Source organism: Arthrobacter sp. TJ-170, from assembly GCF_058269305.1.
The window spans coordinates 717451-732699 of the sequence record NZ_JBZCNL010000001.1 but is presented as its reverse complement, the minus strand read 5'-3'; the positions used below and the strand labels follow the sequence as shown (position 1 = coordinate 732699).

General features: G+C 65.0%; 17 protein-coding genes. 9 read left to right on the top strand and 8 right to left on the bottom strand.

Features of this window, described 5'->3' with window-relative positions; genetic code table 11:
- Positions 1–146 precede the first annotated feature (146 nt).
- Positions 147–761, top strand: a complete 615-nt coding sequence (locus AC4D1W_RS03450) for an SACE_7040 family transcriptional regulator (protein ID WP_490897823.1) — start codon at positions 147–149, stop codon at positions 759–761.
- 110 nt (positions 762–871) lie between these two features.
- On the top strand, positions 872–1339 hold the full coding sequence (locus AC4D1W_RS03445; protein WP_490890825.1) for a GNAT family N-acetyltransferase: 468 nt from the start codon (positions 872–874) through the stop codon (positions 1337–1339).
- A gap of 79 nt (positions 1340–1418) precedes the next feature.
- Here the strand turns inward: AC4D1W_RS03445 and AC4D1W_RS03440 are convergent, their stop codons facing one another.
- The 3 genes from AC4D1W_RS03440 to pdhA are packed head-to-tail and all read right to left on the bottom strand — an operon-like array spanning position 1419 to position 4941.
- Positions 1419–2810: a dihydrolipoamide acetyltransferase family protein gene (locus tag AC4D1W_RS03440; RefSeq protein WP_490897822.1), complete on the bottom strand. Its 1392-nt coding sequence runs from the start codon at positions 2808–2810 to the stop codon at positions 1419–1421.
- Between the two features lie 8 nt (positions 2811–2818).
- A complete protein-coding gene (locus AC4D1W_RS03435) occupies positions 2819–3826 on the bottom strand; it encodes an alpha-ketoacid dehydrogenase subunit beta (protein ID WP_490890823.1) in 1008 nt (335 codons plus the stop codon).
- A complete protein-coding gene (pdhA, locus tag AC4D1W_RS03430) occupies positions 3826–4941 on the bottom strand; it encodes a pyruvate dehydrogenase (acetyl-transferring) E1 component subunit alpha (RefSeq protein ID WP_490890822.1) in 1116 nt (371 codons plus the stop codon). Before pdhA ends, AC4D1W_RS03435 begins: the two co-directional genes overlap by 1 nt.
- Positions 4942–5145: 204 nt before the next feature.
- On the opposite strand from pdhA, the gene AC4D1W_RS03425 reads away from it, so the two are divergent.
- The 3 genes from AC4D1W_RS03425 to AC4D1W_RS03415 all read left to right on the top strand — a co-directional run bounded on the left by AC4D1W_RS03425 (position 5146) and on the right by AC4D1W_RS03415 (position 6805).
- Positions 5146–5616, top strand: a complete 471-nt coding sequence (locus AC4D1W_RS03425; RefSeq protein WP_490890821.1) for an Lrp/AsnC family transcriptional regulator — start codon at positions 5146–5148, stop codon at positions 5614–5616.
- 99 nt (positions 5617–5715) lie between these two features.
- Entirely contained in the window at positions 5716–6135 is a 420-nt protein-coding gene (locus tag AC4D1W_RS03420) for a DUF4383 domain-containing protein (protein WP_490890820.1), read from the top strand.
- A gap of 16 nt (positions 6136–6151) precedes the next feature.
- Complete coding sequence (locus tag AC4D1W_RS03415) at positions 6152–6805, top strand: hypothetical protein (protein ID WP_490897821.1); 654 nt, start codon at positions 6152–6154, stop codon at positions 6803–6805.
- Positions 6806–6892: 87 nt separating this feature from the next.
- On the opposite strand, the gene AC4D1W_RS03410 is transcribed toward AC4D1W_RS03415, so the two are convergent.
- Both AC4D1W_RS03410 and AC4D1W_RS03405 read right to left on the bottom strand, forming a co-directional pair.
- Entirely contained in the window at positions 6893–8512 is a 1620-nt protein-coding gene (locus AC4D1W_RS03410; protein WP_490897820.1) for a solute symporter family protein, read from the bottom strand.
- Positions 8509–8886 carry a DUF485 domain-containing protein gene (locus AC4D1W_RS03405; RefSeq protein WP_490897819.1) on the bottom strand — a complete coding sequence of 126 codons (378 nt, stop codon included), beginning with the start codon at positions 8884–8886 and terminating at the stop codon, positions 8509–8511. Before AC4D1W_RS03405 ends, AC4D1W_RS03410 begins: the two co-directional genes overlap by 4 nt.
- A gap of 217 nt (positions 8887–9103) precedes the next feature.
- Here AC4D1W_RS03405 and AC4D1W_RS03400 point away from each other — a divergent pair, with 217 nt between their 5' ends.
- The 4 genes from AC4D1W_RS03400 (at position 9104) to AC4D1W_RS03385 (ending at position 12946) form a co-directional block, all read left to right on the top strand.
- Positions 9104–10297, top strand: a complete 1194-nt coding sequence (locus AC4D1W_RS03400; protein WP_490897818.1) for a sensor histidine kinase — start codon at positions 9104–9106, stop codon at positions 10295–10297.
- A 72-nt stretch (positions 10298–10369) separates the two neighbouring features.
- Complete coding sequence (locus AC4D1W_RS03395; RefSeq protein WP_490897817.1) at positions 10370–11089, top strand: LytR/AlgR family response regulator transcription factor; 720 nt, start codon at positions 10370–10372, stop codon at positions 11087–11089.
- A gap of 4 nt (positions 11090–11093) precedes the next feature.
- Positions 11094–11474: a DUF485 domain-containing protein gene (locus AC4D1W_RS03390; protein WP_490897816.1), complete on the top strand. Its 381-nt coding sequence runs from the start codon at positions 11094–11096 to the stop codon at positions 11472–11474.
- Positions 11475–11485: 11 nt separating this feature from the next.
- Positions 11486–12946: a sodium/solute symporter gene (locus tag AC4D1W_RS03385; RefSeq protein WP_490897891.1), complete on the top strand. Its 1461-nt coding sequence runs from the start codon at positions 11486–11488 to the stop codon at positions 12944–12946.
- Positions 12947–12967: 21 nt separating this feature from the next.
- Here the strand turns inward: AC4D1W_RS03385 and AC4D1W_RS03380 are convergent, their stop codons facing one another.
- From AC4D1W_RS03380 to frr, 3 genes are all read right to left on the bottom strand, one after another.
- Entirely contained in the window at positions 12968–13546 is a 579-nt protein-coding gene (locus tag AC4D1W_RS03380) for a DivIVA domain-containing protein (protein ID WP_490890813.1), read from the bottom strand.
- Between the two features lie 66 nt (positions 13547–13612).
- Positions 13613–14611 carry a phosphatidate cytidylyltransferase gene (locus AC4D1W_RS03375; protein WP_490890812.1) on the bottom strand — a complete coding sequence of 333 codons (999 nt, stop codon included), beginning with the start codon at positions 14609–14611 and terminating at the stop codon, positions 13613–13615.
- Entirely contained in the window at positions 14611–15168 is a 558-nt protein-coding gene (gene frr, locus AC4D1W_RS03370) for a ribosome recycling factor (RefSeq protein WP_490897815.1), read from the bottom strand. The genes AC4D1W_RS03375 and frr overlap by 1 nt, the downstream gene beginning before the upstream one ends.
- Positions 15169–15249 lie beyond the last annotated feature (81 nt).

Sequence of the window (15249 nt, the reverse complement as noted above, 5' to 3'; positions counted from 1 at the left end):
CGGTGCGCAGATCACTCAGGATTCGCGTGCGCAACCACTCAGTTAGCGGGGATTAACTCAGATTCAGGTTAGTAGCTATTAACCGAACTGTCCACCAGAATGGAGGCATTCCCCTCCCCCGGTTCGCTCCGACACGAAAGGCGGGCATGGACGCTCCAGCTCCTACCCGGATGACCGGCCGCAGCATGGCCAAGGCGTCCCGTCGCGCCGCACTGCTGGACGCCGCGGCGCAGCTCTTTGCCGAGCGCGGCTACAACGGGGTGTCGATCGAGGACCTGGGCGCAGCAGCCGGAGTGAGCGGGCCGGCTGTCTACCGGCATTTCAGCGGGAAGCCGGCGGTCCTCGCGGCGCTGCTGGCCGGCGTCAGCCAGGATCTGCTCGAGGGCGGACGGGCAGTTGTCGCTGGATCCCCGAGCCCGGAGCAGGCGTTACGCGGCCTGATCGAGTTTCAGGTGGACTTCGCCCTCCGCAACGCCAACGTCATCCGGGTGCAGGACCGCGACCTCAGTTCGCTGGCCGACGAAGACCAGGAAACCGTGCGTTCGCTGCAGCGCAGCTACGTCGAGGTGTGGGTTGATGCCCTCGCCGAGCTGGCGACAGGACCGGACAGGACGCACCTGCGCCGCAAGGCCCACGCCGCGTTCGGACTCATCAATTCAACCCCGCACTCCACCCACCGTCGCCGCAGCAGCAAGGACACCGCTGAACTGCGCCAGCTGCTTGAGGAGATGGCCTGGGCGGCCCTCAGCGTTGCGGCGTAAGTACGCGAAGGACACCGACACGTCACGTCCTAGTACGCTGAAGGAGATGCACATCGAGTGCACAAGAACTTCGCTGAAATAAACCAGTTCCGCCTACCTGAAAGCTTCCAGTGATCACGCTACGCGCCGTTGAACCCTCCGACCTGGATGAGTTCTTCTCCCACCAGCTAGACCCCAGCGCCAACCACATGGCCGCCTTCAGTGCCAAGAACCCCTCGGACCGGGGTGTCTTCAACCACCACTGGCAAAACATCCTGAATGATCCCACCGTCACGGTCCGCACCATCGTCGCTGACGGCGACGTGGTGGGCAGCATCCTTGCCTACCGGGACGGCGACATCCCGGAAATCAGCTACTGGATTGACAAGGCCCGGTGGGGACAGGGAATTACGACGGCGGCAGTCGGCCAGTTCCTCGAGGAATTCACGGAGCGTCCGTTGCGGGCACGCGCTGTTGTCGACAACACCAACTCGATCCGCATCCTGGAGCGCTACGGTTTCACGCAGGTGGGCGAGACGCAGGGCTTTGCCAACGCGCGTGGCGCGGTGGTCAAGGAACTTCTCCTCGAGCTGCGCTAGCTGTAATTCCCACGGAGGTTTTTGCGCAGCTCCGGCGGATTCGGACGGCGTCCGGTCCGCCGGAGCTGCGCAGCACTTCTCAGACCATCGTCAGGACCATGCCGGGATCGGACAGGATGGTGCCGATGTCCGCGAGGAAGCGGGATCCCTGTTCGCCGTCCACCAGCCGGTGATCGAAGGACAGGCTCAGGGTCATCACCTGCCGCAGCGCAATCTCGTCCTGATACTCCCATGGCACCTTCCGTACCGAGCCCATGGCGAGGATCGCGGCTTCTCCCGGATTGAGGATCGGCGTTCCCGCATCGATCCCGAAGACTCCGACGTTGGTGATCGAGATGGTCCCGCCGGACAGGTCTGCGGGACTGGTTTTGCCGGCACGGGCGGTGTCCGTCAGGTCCTGCAAGGCAGTAGCCAGTTCACGCAGACCAAGCGCCTGTGCCTCCTTGATATTCGGCACCATCAACCCCCGCGGTGTCGCCGCCGCTATGCCGAGGTTCACGTAGTGATGCTGCACAATCTCCTGGGCGGCTTCGTCCCACCGCGAGTTCAGCGTGGGGTTCCGGTCCAGCGCAATACATAGGGCCTTGGCTACAAGCGCCAACGGGGTGATACGGACGTCCGCGAACGCCCTGCTCGACTTCAGCCGGGCGAGGAGGTCCATCGACGCCGTGACGTCCACGGTCAGGAACTCAGTGACATGCGGCGCGGTGAAGGCGCTGGCCACCATCGCGGCGGCGGTGTGCTTGCGCACACCCTTGATCGGCGTACGTGTTTCCCGCTGGCCGGCAGCGCGCGGCGGCGGCGCGGCGGCTTCCTGCGTAGGCTGCGCCTCGCGATGGCCTTCCTGCTGTGCCGCCAGGACATCTTCCCGGGTGATGAGCCCCTCCGGACCGGTGCCGTTCAACTGTGCGAGGTCGACGCCGAGATCGCGCGCGAGTTTGCGCACCGGCGGCGTTGACCGCGGACGCTCCCGCGGTGCCTCGTCAACGGCAGCTGCCGGAGCCGGTTCATCGGCCACGGCCGGACCCGGTTCCTCGGTCCCAGCGGGAGCTGGAGCCTGCTCGGTCTGGGCAGGAGCGGCGGCGTTCGCCGAGTCACCGCGCCGGGCCCGCCGGGCGGGCCGTCCCGTCTTTTCAACCGCTGCGCCGTAGCCCACGAGATTAGGCTCCCGTTTGGCCGGCTCGGGATCTTTCTCCACCGGTGCTTCCTCGCTGCCGGCCGCGGCACCGGACCCCGGTACGTCGAAGGAAACAATCGGTGAACCGACCTCCACCACGGTCCCCGGCTGCTCATGCAGCTTCGCGACTACCCCGGCGTAGGGAGAAGGCAACTCGACCACCGCTTTCGCGGTTTCGACGTCGGCGATGACCTGGTTGAGCTCCACCGTGTCGCCGACCGCGACATGCCAGGCGACAATCTCCGATTCAGTCAGGCCTTCGCCGAGGTCGGGCAGTCGGAATTCCTTGATCACCGGCGCCACTATCCTTCCAGTCCGCTCAGAGAGTTCGGCCGGCCGAGGGCGCGGTCAACTCCGTCCAGTATCCGGTCCAGGTCCGGCAGATGGTGGAACTCCAGCTTGGAGTAGGGGTACGGAATGTCGAATCCCGTGATGCGGACGGGGGCGTGCTCCAGATAGTAGAAGCAGCGCTCGGTGATGCTCGCCGCGATCTCCGCGCCAAGACCGCCGGATTGCGGGGCCTCATGGGTGATGACCAGACGCCCGGTCTTCCGGACGGACTTCTCCACCGTCGCGAAATCGATCGGCGCAAGGGAACGCAGGTCTATCACCTCAACCGAGACGCCGTCGTCGGAGGCTGCAATGGCAGCGTCGCGCGCCGTCGGTACCAGCGGTCCGTAGGTGACCAGCGTGACGTCGCTGCCCTCGGTGACCACGCGTGCGTCGTTCATGCTTGTAGCGGTGATGTCGACGCTCTCGTCCACCTCACCCTTCACGTGGTAGCGGCGCTTCGGTTCGAAGAACAGGACCGGGTCATTGCTGGCAATCGCCTGCTGGATCACCACGTAGGCGTCCTGTGGGTCGGACACACTGACCACCCTCAGCCCGGAGGTATGGGTGAAGTAGGCCTCGGGCGACTCCGAGTGGTGTTCAGGGGATCCGATACCGCCGCCGAACGGGACCCTGACGGTCAGCGGCATTTTCACGGCGCCCTGCGTGCGGTAGTGCAGCTTCGCTACCTGGCACACGATCTGGTCGAACGCCGGATAGATGAAACCATCGAACTGGATTTCGACGACGGGACGGTAACCGCGGTAGGCCAGGCCGACTGCCGTCCCCATGATGCCGGATTCCGCGAGCGGCGTATCCAGGACACGGTGCGGCCCGAAGTCCTTCTGCAGACTGTCTGTGATGCGGAAGACACCACCGAGCTTCCCGATGTCCTCGCCCATGAGGACGACCTTCGGATCATCCTCCATGGCCCTGCGAAGACCTGCGTTGATGGCACGGCCGAATGTCATGGTGGACATCAGCGGCTCCCTTCCTCAGAGGCCTCGAATGAGGTCAGGTAGTGCTCGTACTGGTCCTGTTGGCGCTCGAGCCACGAGTTGGGCTCACTGTAGACGTGCTTGAAGACGTCGAGCGCTGCCGGTTCCGGCATGGAGATGCAGCCCTCCCGGAGGCGGGCCGCGACGTCGTCGGCCTTGGCCTTGACCGCATCGCTCACCTCAGCGGGCAGGAGACCCTGTGCATCCAGCAGCCCGGCCAGGCGCGCGATGGGGTCCTTGGCAGCCCAGTCCTCGAGTTCATTCGGGTCACGGTAGCGGGTTGGGTCATCGGCCGTCGTGTGCGGGCCCATCCGGTAGGTCACTGCCTCGATGAAAGTAGGGCCGCCGCCGGTGCGGGCGCGGTCGAGGGCCTCGCGGGTGACGGCAAGACAGGCGAGCACGTCGTTGCCGTCCACCCGAACGGACGGAATGCCGAAGCCGGGTGCACGGCGGGCAATGGGCACATGTGCCTGCAGCCGCACCGGCTCGGAAATGGCCCACTGATTGTTCTGGCAGAAGAAGATGACCGGGGCCTGGTAGCTGGCCGCGAACACCATGGCTTCGTTCACGTCGCCCTGGCTGGTGGCGCCGTCGCCGAAGTAGGTCACGGCTACGGAGTCCGCGCCGTCGTTCAGGATGCCCATGGCATATCCGGTGGCGTGCAGGGTCTGGGCTCCGATAATCACCTGCGGCGTGGCCATATTGATGGCATAGGGGTCCCAGCCGGACGAGGCGTTACCCCGCCAGACCCTCAGGATGTCGGTGAGGTCCACGCCGCGGCAGTACGCGACAGCGTTCTCGCGGTAGCTGGAGAAAACGAAGTCATCCTCGCGGAGCGCACGGCCTGAGCCGATCTGCGCCGCTTCCTGGCCCAGGAAGGGCGGCCAGAGTGCAAGTTCGCCCTGGCGCTGGAGTGCTGTCGCTTCGGCGTCTATCCTGCGGACAACCACCATGTCCTCGTACAGGGCCTGCAGAGCCGCGCCGTCGATGTCGGAGACCCAGCGGTCATACACGGCGTTGCTGCGTCGTTCACCCTGGGGCGAGATGAGCTGTACCGGCTCGTCCTGCGCGGCGTCCGCTTCATTGTTCAGAGGCACGTTCACTCATCCTTCTCGCTAGCAGCATCGGCGTTCCCACACACCCGCGAACCGCGTCCTCCGGCGCTGTGAAAGGGCCGAGGGGCATCATTGCCCGTGGTAATTGTGACGATACTCACGTGACCCACACAGCACAACCGATTCTGGTTTTAGTGAGCATTATGCTCTATTTCCTACCCCGTGCCCGTGCTACCGTTGCGCAGTATGCAGCTCCCTGACGGTACCGACACGCGGCTTCTGCTCGCCCTTGCACGTGACCCTCGGCGGACCGTCGTCGCCCTCGCCCAGACGCTGGGACTCTCCCGCAATACCGTGCAGGCACGCATGACCCGTCTCGAGAAGAATTCGACGTTCCTCTCCTTCGAACGCCGCATCAACCCGGCGGCACTGGGGTACCCCCTCACCGCGTTCATCCAGATCCATGTGGACCAGCGGAAGCTCGCGGCTATCACCGGCCATCTGGCCGATATCCCGGAGGTTCTGGAGGCTCACGGATTGACCGGGCAGGCGGACATCCTCGTGCGGGTGGTGTCGGTGGACGCCGAGGATCTCTTCCGGATCAACGGGAAGATCCTGGCGTGTGACGGTGTGGAACGCTGCGACACCTCCCTCGCGATGCACGAGCTGATCCCGTACCGCATGGAGCCCCTGCTGGAGCGCGGATCAGAGGAGTAACCGCGCGGATCTGCAGGCGGAACCATCCGGAACGCCTGTAGACGCGAATGGTGTGCAGAGCTCCATTCCGGAGCACACACCAAACGGAAAGGCATCACCATGAGCTCCTCCCCCAACCGTCTTCTCGCAACCGTCTTCGGCGTCGTCTACCTGCTTGTCGGAATCCTCGGATTTTTCGTGACCGCCGGCGTCGGTTTCTTCGCGACCGAGGGCAACACGCTGATCATCTTCGAGGTCAACCCCCTCCACAACATCATTCACCTGGCGATCGGCGCCGCCCTGCTGATGGCCGGCCTCAAGTCGGTGAACGCCGCCAAGGGCGTCAACACCACCGTCGGAGCCGTCTACCTGCTGGTCGGAATCCTCGGGCTCTTCCTTGTGGGCACCTCGCTGAACATCATCGCCCTCAACGGTGCGGACAACGTCCTGCACCTTGCGAGCGCCGTTCTCCTGCTGGGCGTAGGCCTGTCGCAGGACAAGAGCGTCCGCACCTCACGCGCCCACGCCCACACCGCGTAGTCCGGGCGACACGTCCATGAACAGTGCTGCGCTGGAAGGGCGGGTCCGTCCCGCTCTTCCTCGTCGTGCCGATGCCGATGCCGATGCCGGGCAAGGGTCCGCTGATGAACTGCTCGGCCTGTTGTCCGGCTTCACGGCCCTCGGCTCCGGCCTGACCTTCTTCGCGCTCGCGGCTGATGCGCTCCTGGCTCCGGGAACTGTCATGAACCATGTCCTCGGAGGCGTCGTCGGCCTTTGGGCGGTGGTACTGACCGCCTGGGGAATTCTGGCCTTGCGCGGCCTGCCCGGCCGGAACCGTGCGAGCAGGCTGCTGGCGGTGTCCGTACCCGGGATTCTTCCTGTTGCCGGCGTCGTCGTACTGGGAGTCCTTGCCTGGAATACACTGCTGGCGCCGGTCGGCAACCGGGATTTTGATCTAACCCTGGCATCGGCTCTGGCGCTCGTTCTCCTGCAGCTCGGCTGCCACGGTGCCCTGCGCCGTCGCGCCGGACGGACGCTCCCCTCGACGCCGGTCTCACCCGGCAAGCTCCTCGGAGGGCTCTTCCTCTCAGCCGTGCTGGTAGCCGGTATTACGACGCCGGGACTCGCCGCCTCGACGGCCGGCAACGACGCTGTGCCTCACGGCCAGCATGGCTCGCTGCCCGAACCGGCAGATCACGCGGACCACTAGAACCGCTGGCCTACCGGGCAGAGCTGCCGGATGCGACAGAAGGGGCCGGAATCGAAACGATTCCGGCCCCTTCCGATATTTCCCCGATTAGTGGCTGGTGGCCTTTTCGGCACCTACGCCGGTCAGCGACCGGACCTCCATCTCAGCCTGCTTCTGCGCATCTTCCGTACGCTTGGCCAGCACAGTGCCGAGCCAGCCGAGGAAGAACGCCAGCGGAATCGAGACGATGCCCGGGTTGCTGAGCGGGAACCAGGAGAAGTCCGCCGCCTGGATCATTGACTTTTCCCCGCCGGAGACCACCGGCGAGAATGCGATCAGGATGATCGCAGTGAGCAGGCCGCCGTACATGCTCCACAGCGCGCCCTGGGTGTTGAACTTCTGCCAGAACAGCGAGTAGATGATTGTAGGCAGATTGGCGCTTGCCGCCACGGCGAAGGCCAGGGCAACGAGGAAGGCGACGTTCTGTCCCTGCGCACCGATTCCGCCCAGGATGGACAGGACTCCGATGACGACGACGGTGCGCCGTGCCACTTTTACCTCGCCATCGGGATCAACCTGTCCCCGGCGTACAACGTTCGCGTAGATGTCGTGGGCGAACGAAGCTGCCGCGGTGATGGTGAGGCCGGCGACCACGGCGAGGATCGTGGCGAAAGCGACTGCCGAGATGACCCCGAGCAGCAGCGGTCCGCCGAGTTCGAACGCCAGCAGCGGAGCAGCCGAGTTCACGCCGCCGGGAGCAGCGTTGATGCGGTCTGCGCCGATCAAGGCTCCGGCACCATAGCCGAGTACCAGCGTGAAGAGGTAGAACGCTCCGATGAGCCAGATGGCCCACACCACCGATCGTCGGGCTTCCTTGGCTGTGGGCACGGTGTAGAAGCGCATGAGAACATGCGGCAGGGCGGCCGTCCCGAGGACAAGCGCGAGGGCCAGCGACACGAAGTCCAGGCGCGTTGTGCCGGTTGCCCCGTACTGCAGGCCGGGTCCGGTGATCGCGGGGTTGCCCGCGGTTTCGATTGCCGCGCCGAGCAGGGTTGACAGATTGAAGCCGTGAAGCGCCAGGACCCACACCGTCATCACGAAGGCACCGGCGATAAGCAGGCAGGCCTTGATGATCTGGACCCAGGTGGTGCCCTTCATGCCGCCGATCAGCACGTACAGGATCATGAGCGCGCCCACCACGGTGATCACCAGGGACTGGCCCAGGCGGTCGTCGATGCCCAGGAGCAGCGACACCAGGCCGCCTGCGCCTGCCATCTGCGCCAGAAGGTAGAAGAAGCACACGGCGAGGGTGGTGATGGCCGCGGCAATGCGGATCGGGCGCTGCTGCAACCGGAAGGACAGGACATCCGCCATGGTGAATTTACCGGTGTTGCGCAGCAGCTCCGCTACGAGCAGGAGCGCCACCAGCCAGGCCACCAGGAACCCGATGGAGTACAGGAATCCGTCGTAGCCGTTGATGGCGATGGCACCAACGATGCCGAGGAAGGACGCAGCAGACAGGTAGTCCCCTGCGATCGCCGTCCCGTTCTGCGGCCCGGTGAAGGACCGGCCTGCCGCGTAGTAGTCGGCAGCGGTCTTATTGTTGCGGCTGGCGCGCAGCACGATCACCAACGTGATCGCAACGAAGAGTCCGAAGATGGTGATGTTGAGCCATGGCTCGCCGACCGTGGTTGTTTCTACGGTCTGCAACGGCAGGAACTGCCTCATTTGATGCCTCCCTCGTCGTGGAAGACCTCTGGAGCCTGGGCCTCGAGGTCATTTCGCAGTTCCTCCGCGATGGGGTCGAGCCGCTTGTTCGCGTAGCTGACGTACCACATGGTGATGGCAAAGGTGCTAACGAACTGAAGGAGACCGAGGAGCAGTCCGATGTTGACGTGTCCGAAGACGGGCGTGGACATGAATTCGTGCGCGTAGTCCGCAAGCAGGACGTACAGGAAGTACCACAGCAGGAACGCGGCGGCCATGGGAAAGACAAAGCTGCGGTGCCGCCTTCTGAGTTCCTTGAACTGCGGCCTCTGCTGGACTTCCGTGAAGTCCACCGGGGCGGACGGCGGTGCGCCCGTGGATGGGTCAGGACCCATGGATACCTCCTCGTTAGGGGCTCCCACGCGGGCTCGGCACCGCGGAAGGCGGGACACGGCGCGGGAGTGTGACTCCCATCACTGTGGATTAATCCGCGGGCGGGTGCCAAGGCCTTGGGAGGGCACGTCGCTCAACGGGCATCGACGTGCGGTAAACGGTGCCCCGTTGCGACGAACGGTTGCATTTCGTCCCGGTGTTCGCGGTTAGTCTTGAGCCATGCTCAGCCCTGCCGTCGACGTCGCGCTTGTGGCCGCCGTCGTTACCATCACCCTTGCTGTGGTGGCGGTCCTGGGATTCAAGTTCTCGCGCTCCTACCGTGATCTCGGTTCCGACGCCGATCGCGCCACCTACGCCACACTGCATACGGCGGCCCTGGCATCGGAACACCTGCGAACGGGCCTGACGCCGAGCGGTGCTTCGAAAGCCGCGAGGCACCTGCGCGGCCTGCTGCGTTGCCAGGCGCTGCTGGTGACGGACGCCAACGGCGTCCTGGCGTGGGAGGGGACCGCGCCGGAGCCGCCGGAGGTAATGCTCGTTGCCCGGGAGGTACTGGCCAGCGGGCGCACACAGATCTTCAAGCAGTCAAAGCTGGCAAATGTGACAGGAGACAGGAACGGTCTGACCGAGGCTGTGGTTGCGCCGATCCGTGTGAACGGGCGGGTGGTCGGAACGGTCGGCGCGTTCGCGCCCTCGGTCAACGCAGGGCTCGTCCGGGCAACCAACGAGGTCGGCGCGTGGGTGGCCACCCAGGTGGAGCTGGCCGAACTGGACTCCTCCCGCACCCAGCTCATGGAAGCGGAGGTTCGGGCACTGCGCGCACAGATCAGCCCGCACTTCATCTACAACTCCCTGAACGCGATCGCTTCCTTCATCAACACCGATCCGGAGCGGGCGCGCGAACTCGTGGTGGAGTTCGCCGACTTCACCCGCTACTCCTTCCGCCGCCACGGTGACTTCACCACCGTGGCCGAGGAGCTCAGGTCCATCGACCGCTACCTGCTCCTCGAACGCGCGCGTTTCGGGGACCGGCTCAAGGTCAGCCTGCAGATCGGTCCGGAGGTACTCAGCACCGTCATCCCCTTCCTTAGCCTGCAGCCGCTGGTGGAGAACGCAGTGAGGCACGGCCTGGATTCTAAGGATGGAACCGGCAACATCACCATCACAGCACACGACGCCGGCGCGTACGCCGAAGTGACAGTTGAGGATGACGGCGTGGGCATGGACCCCGACCGCTTGCGCGCCGTGCTTGCCGGGCATGTGGACGGCGTCCATGTCGGATTGCGTAACGTCGATTCGAGGTTGCGGCAGGTTTACGGCGACGCCCACGGCCTCATCATCGACACGGCGCCCGGCGCCGGCACACTGATCACGCTGCGCATTCCCAAGTCACAGCCCGATCATCAGACCTGATCCGCACTGGACCCATACCCAACCACATGCACAGGAACGTGGCCGGCTGAACTTTCCGCGTAATCTGGGACCATGGTCAACGTGGTCATCGTCGACGATGAACTTCCGGCACTCGCAGAACTGGGCTTCCTGCTGTCCAAGGACGTCCGGGTCGACACCATCCACCAGGCATCGAGCGGCGCCGAGGCCCTGAGGATCCTGCAGAGCCACCCGATCGATGCGCTGTTCCTCGACATCCACATGCCGTCCCTGTCCGGCCTGGACATCGCAAGGGTCATCTCGCGCTTCAGCCGGCCTCCCGCCGTCGTCTTCGTCACCGCAGATGAAGACCGGGCGCTGGAGGCGTTCGAACTTCGCGCCGTCGACTATCTCCTGAAGCCGGTCCGCACCGAGAGGCTCACCGAGTCAGTGCGCCGCATCTGCGAACTGATGGAGGACGGCGCCACGACCCCGGAGGTCATCACTGTTGATCAGGGCGGCATCAGCAGGATGATCAGGCGCGACGAGGTCCGGTACGTCCAGGCCCAGGGCGACTACGCACGGCTCCACACCGCAGAGGCGAGTTACCTCATCCGGATTCCCCTGAATGACCTCGAACGGCAGTGGGCTGACGCCGGGTTCCTGCGTACTCACCGCTCCTACCTGGTGGCAATGGATCAGGTGACCCAGGTCAAGCTCGGAACGGGCAGGGCAAGCGTGCTGGTGGGTGACGCGGAACTGCCGGTGAGCCGGCGCCATCTGTCCGAGATCCGCGGCAAGCTTGAAGCCACGCGCCTGCGGCCCGGGCAGTAACACCATGTCAGAGCCTGAACCCGGCCCGGCACGGGTCCGTGTCACCGCACCCCAATCTGCAACGGGGCCGGCCGGAACCTATCCCGTCTCACGGGAAATGGCTGAGCAGTCCGACGTCGGGGAACTCTTCGTGCGCTCGCTCATCCGGTCCCAGCTGAGGCTGGCCGCGGTGGTGGCGTCCGGCTTCCTGGTGATTCTCGCCGGCATCCCTGTGCTGTTCAGTGTCTTCCCGGCGATCAACACGTGGACAATCGCAACTGTCCCCGTCCCCTGGCTCGTCCTCGGTCTGGGCATCTATCCGCTCGTGATCGGCTGCGCCGTTCTGTACGTGCGAAGCGCCGGACGCATCGAGCGGCGCTTCCGCGACCTGGTGGACGACCAGTGACGTTCCCCGAACTGAATCCGGTTGTCGGGTATGTGTCGCTGGTTCTCGTCGCGCTGTCCACCGTCCTGATCGGAATCTATGGGCTGCGGATCTCGCGCACCACCGGAGACTTCTATGTGGCCTCACGTACCGTGCGGCCCTGGTGGAACGCCTCTGCGATCGGCGGCGAATACCTCTCCGCCGCCAGCTTCCTCGGCGTGGCCGGGCTGATCCTGCTCTCGGGTGTGGACGCCCTCTGGTTCCCCATCGGCTACACCGCCGGATACCTCATGCTGCTCCTGTTCGTGGCCGCTCCCCTGCGGCGCTCCGGCGCGTACACCATCCCCGATTTCGCCGAGGCCCGCCTCGACTCGCGCAACGTCCGCCGGGTGACCAGCCTCCTCGTCATCGCGGTCGGCTGGCTCTACATCGTCCCGCAGCTTCACGGTGCAGCGCTGACGGTGCGCATCACCACCGGCCTGCCGTCCTGGGTGGGCTCGGTGGCCGTCGTCGTCGTTGTGTGTCTGAGCGTAATCACCGGCGGGATGCGCTCCATTACCTTCGTTCAGGCTTTCCAGTACTGGCTTAAGCTGACGGCACTTGCCGTTCCGGTGGTCTTCATCCTGATCCAACTGTCAGGCTCCGGAGAATCGCTGACGAACGACGGCGCCGTGTTCAGTTCCGGACTCGACGCCATGCCGGATGCCTCGCTGTACCAGAACTTCTCCCTGGTCATCGCGCTGCTCTTCGGTACCCTGGGCCTGCCGCACGTGCTCGTGCGCTTCTACACCAATCCCGACGGAGCATCGGCGCGCAGAACCACCCTCATTGTGCTGGGGCTGCTCTCCGTGTTTTACCTGTTTCCCACCCTCTACGGGGTGCTTGGCAGGATACACACGCCCGACCTGGCAGTGCAGGGAGCAGCCGATGCCACCGTACTGCTGCTGCCGAGCCGCATTTTCGACGGCCCTACCGGCGACGTGCTCTCGGCCTTCGTCACCGCCGGAGCGTTCGCTGCATTCCTTTCGACGTCCAGCGGCCTGATCGTCTCGCTCGCCGGCGTGGTGAGCCAGGACTTTTTCCGTGCGAGTGTGTCGGGGTTCCGCTGGGCGGCGGTTGTCTCGGCGCTCATTCCGCTGGGGTTTGCCCTGCTGACGGACACGCTCGCGCTGGCCGGCAGCGTGAGCATGGTGTTCGCGTTCACGGCGTCCACCATTTGCCCGCTGCTGGTGCTAGGCATCTGGTGGCGCGGGCTCACGGACGCCGGCGCAATGGCGGGCATGCTCTCCGGTGCAGTCCTGTGCGGCAGCTCAATCCTGCTGGCTGCCGTCCTGGGCGTCGATCAGGCGCCGCAGTGGCTTCGGCTGCCCGCCCTCTGGACGGTTCCGGCGGCATTCGCGATCACCATTGTGGTGTCACGCCTGACCGCCCGGCGCAGGCCGAAGAACACGTCGCGGGTGCTCGCGCGGCTGCATACGCCTGAGATTGCCTGAACGCCGGTACGCGAGACCTGATTAATCAATGGCTGCCATGAGCCCGACCACGCGGTCGAGGAAGGCATCCACCTGGGTTTCCTCGTAACCGTCCCGGCCGATGGCTTCCCGGAAAACCGCCCGGCGGACCACATCGACGCTGAGGGGCATGTCGTTCTCGAAATAGCCCAGCAGTTCGTTGCAGAGAGCATCCACATCTTCGATGTTGTAGCTGGTGGCATTCTTCCGCGACGGACGCCGGAAACGCTCACCCGGAGGTCGGTGCAGCCGGCCGCGAAGGACAGCCGAGATGCGTCCGATCTGCATGAGCCATGCCTGTTCGCCCTTCGCCTCGATGAGGGCGTTGCGCTCCCGCTGGGCGAAAACATCCTCCAGCCGGTCCAGCGCTGCGTCAACGGCCCGCGGTTCATACCCGCCACGGGCAGGATCGAAAGCCATGGTGCGGACGTCGGAGCTGGTGACCGGGTCGCCGTCAGCGCCGTCGGAGTTGTAGAAGGTACGGGCGCGGGTCAGGAACTTGTCGACCTGCCTGGCGTTGTAGCCATACTCGCGCCGGCCGACACGGGCAAACGGCGAGCTGCCGTTGCGTGCTCCATCCATGGTTGTGCGTTCTCTTTCCTAGTTCCGACGCGGTCAGACGCGGTCACGACGCACGGTCGTGCGGTTTTACAGTGCTCCGGGTAACAATGTAACGGACAGCAGGAAGGCAACCGGTGAGGCGAAAACGATCGAATCGAGCCGGTCCATCACACCCCCGTGCCCGGGCAGGAGACTGCTCATGTCCTTGACGCCGAGTTCACGCTTGATCATTGACTCGGCGAGGTCTCCGGCAGTGGCTGCGGCGACGACGGCAACCGCCAGGCAGATACCCACCCACCACGGCCGGTCCAGCAGGAACACCACCGCGAGGACGCCGACCACCATCGCTCCCCCGATCGACCCGCCGAAGCCCTCCCAGGACTTCTTCGGGCTGATGCGCGGCGCCATGGCGTGCTTACCGAAGAATGCGCCTATCAGGTAGCCGAAGGTGTCGTTCGATACCACGAGCAACAGCAGAGTGGCGACCTTTATCGCGCCCGAGGGCTCCTGAAGCAGCAGCATCGCAAAGCTGAGGAGGAACGGCACCCACAGGAGAACGAAGGTTCCCGCCATGATGCTTCGCGCGGCATCGGGCGCAGGGTCGAGGCTGCGCCACAATGCCAGTGCCGTTACGGATACCACCGTCGCGAAGGCCAGCGCCTCAGGGCCACCCAGGTAGGCGGCGAACGGAAGCGCGACGCCGGCTGCCACAGCGGGCACTGTGGGCACCTTGATCTGCCGGACCTCGAGCGCCCTGCCCACTTCCCAGACGCCGACGACGCCGATCATCGTGGTGAGCGCGACGAACGCGAGCGGCAGGAACAGCATCCCCACCAGCAGCGATACCAGCAACGCAACTCCGACGACGATGGCCGCCGGGAGATTCCGTCCCGCACGTGAGTTTTCTCCGGACTTGGCGCGCGCCGGACGGCGCTTGAACAGGCTGACTCCGCGGGTTTTCGCTGCCTCGCGCAGAGCACGCCTTTTAGGCAGGACGCCAGCGTCCGGTGAGCCGGCCGCTGCCTTGTGCGCAGCGTCAGCGGCAGGCGTGCGGCCAGCCTCGGTAGAAGGCTGGGGGTCGCTCATCAGACCTCGAGCAGCTCTGTTTCCTTGCGCTTGAGCATGTCGTCGATGGTGTCGGTGTGGGCCTTCGTCCGTGCGTCCAGGTCCTTCTCGGCGCGGGCACCCTCGTCTTCGCCGGCGTCGCCGTCCTTGACCGCCTTGTCGATCCCGTCCTTCGCCTTGCGACGGATGTTCCGGATCTGGATCTTGGCGTCCTCGGCCTTGCCGCGCACCAGCTTGACGTATTCCTTGCGCCGTTCCTCGGTCAGCTCGGGGAGGACCACGCGGATCACGTTTCCGTCATTGGACGGGTTCGCTCCAAGATCGGAGTCGCGCAGTGCCTTTTCGATGTCGCTGAGCGCGGACCGGTCAAACGGCGTGATGAGCAGCGTGCGGGCTTCCGGGTTCTGGAAGGAGGCCAGCTGCTGGAGAGGCGTGGGTGAACCGTAGTAGTTGACGACAACCTTCGAGAACAGGGACGGGTTGGCACGGCCGGTGCGGACGGTCGCGAAGTCTTCCTTCGCAGCCTCGACGGCCTTGTCCATTCGCTCGGTGGCCTCTGACATAGTCTCTTCGATCACGATTTCTCCTTTGGTTCGAAATCCGCTGCTTCTCCAGCGTCCGATTCAGTTGATAATCCTAGTTCACAGCCGGGGATACGC

What these genes read in the sequence shown, in the direction of transcription:
- AC4D1W_RS03450 (WP_490897823.1), top strand. Translation starts at nt 147, where the DNA reads ATGGACGCTCCAGCTCCTACCCGGATGACCGGCCGCAGCATGGCCAAG.
- AC4D1W_RS03415 (WP_490897821.1), top strand. Translation starts at nt 6,152, where the DNA reads ATGAACAGTGCTGCGCTGGAAGGGCGGGTCCGTCCCGCTCTTCCTCGT.
- AC4D1W_RS03425 (WP_490890821.1), top strand. Translation starts at nt 5,146, where the DNA reads ATGCAGCTCCCTGACGGTACCGACACGCGGCTTCTGCTCGCCCTTGCA.
- AC4D1W_RS03405 (WP_490897819.1), bottom strand. Translation starts at nt 8,886, where the DNA reads ATGGGTCCTGACCCATCCACGGGCGCACCGCCGTCCGCCCCGGTGGAC.
- AC4D1W_RS03410 (WP_490897820.1), bottom strand. Translation starts at nt 8,512, where the DNA reads ATGAGGCAGTTCCTGCCGTTGCAGACCGTAGAAACAACCACGGTCGGC.
- AC4D1W_RS03380 (WP_490890813.1), bottom strand. Translation starts at nt 13,546, where the DNA reads ATGGATGGAGCACGCAACGGCAGCTCGCCGTTTGCCCGTGTCGGCCGG.
- AC4D1W_RS03420 (WP_490890820.1), top strand. Translation starts at nt 5,716, where the DNA reads ATGAGCTCCTCCCCCAACCGTCTTCTCGCAACCGTCTTCGGCGTCGTC.
- AC4D1W_RS03395 (WP_490897817.1), top strand. Translation starts at nt 10,370, where the DNA reads ATGGTCAACGTGGTCATCGTCGACGATGAACTTCCGGCACTCGCAGAA.
- AC4D1W_RS03400 (WP_490897818.1), top strand. Translation starts at nt 9,104, where the DNA reads ATGCTCAGCCCTGCCGTCGACGTCGCGCTTGTGGCCGCCGTCGTTACC.
- AC4D1W_RS03375 (WP_490890812.1), bottom strand. Translation starts at nt 14,611, where the DNA reads ATGAGCGACCCCCAGCCTTCTACCGAGGCTGGCCGCACGCCTGCCGCT.
- AC4D1W_RS03390 (WP_490897816.1), top strand. Translation starts at nt 11,094, where the DNA reads ATGTCAGAGCCTGAACCCGGCCCGGCACGGGTCCGTGTCACCGCACCC.
- AC4D1W_RS03435 (WP_490890823.1), bottom strand. Translation starts at nt 3,826, where the DNA reads ATGTCCACCATGACATTCGGCCGTGCCATCAACGCAGGTCTTCGCAGG.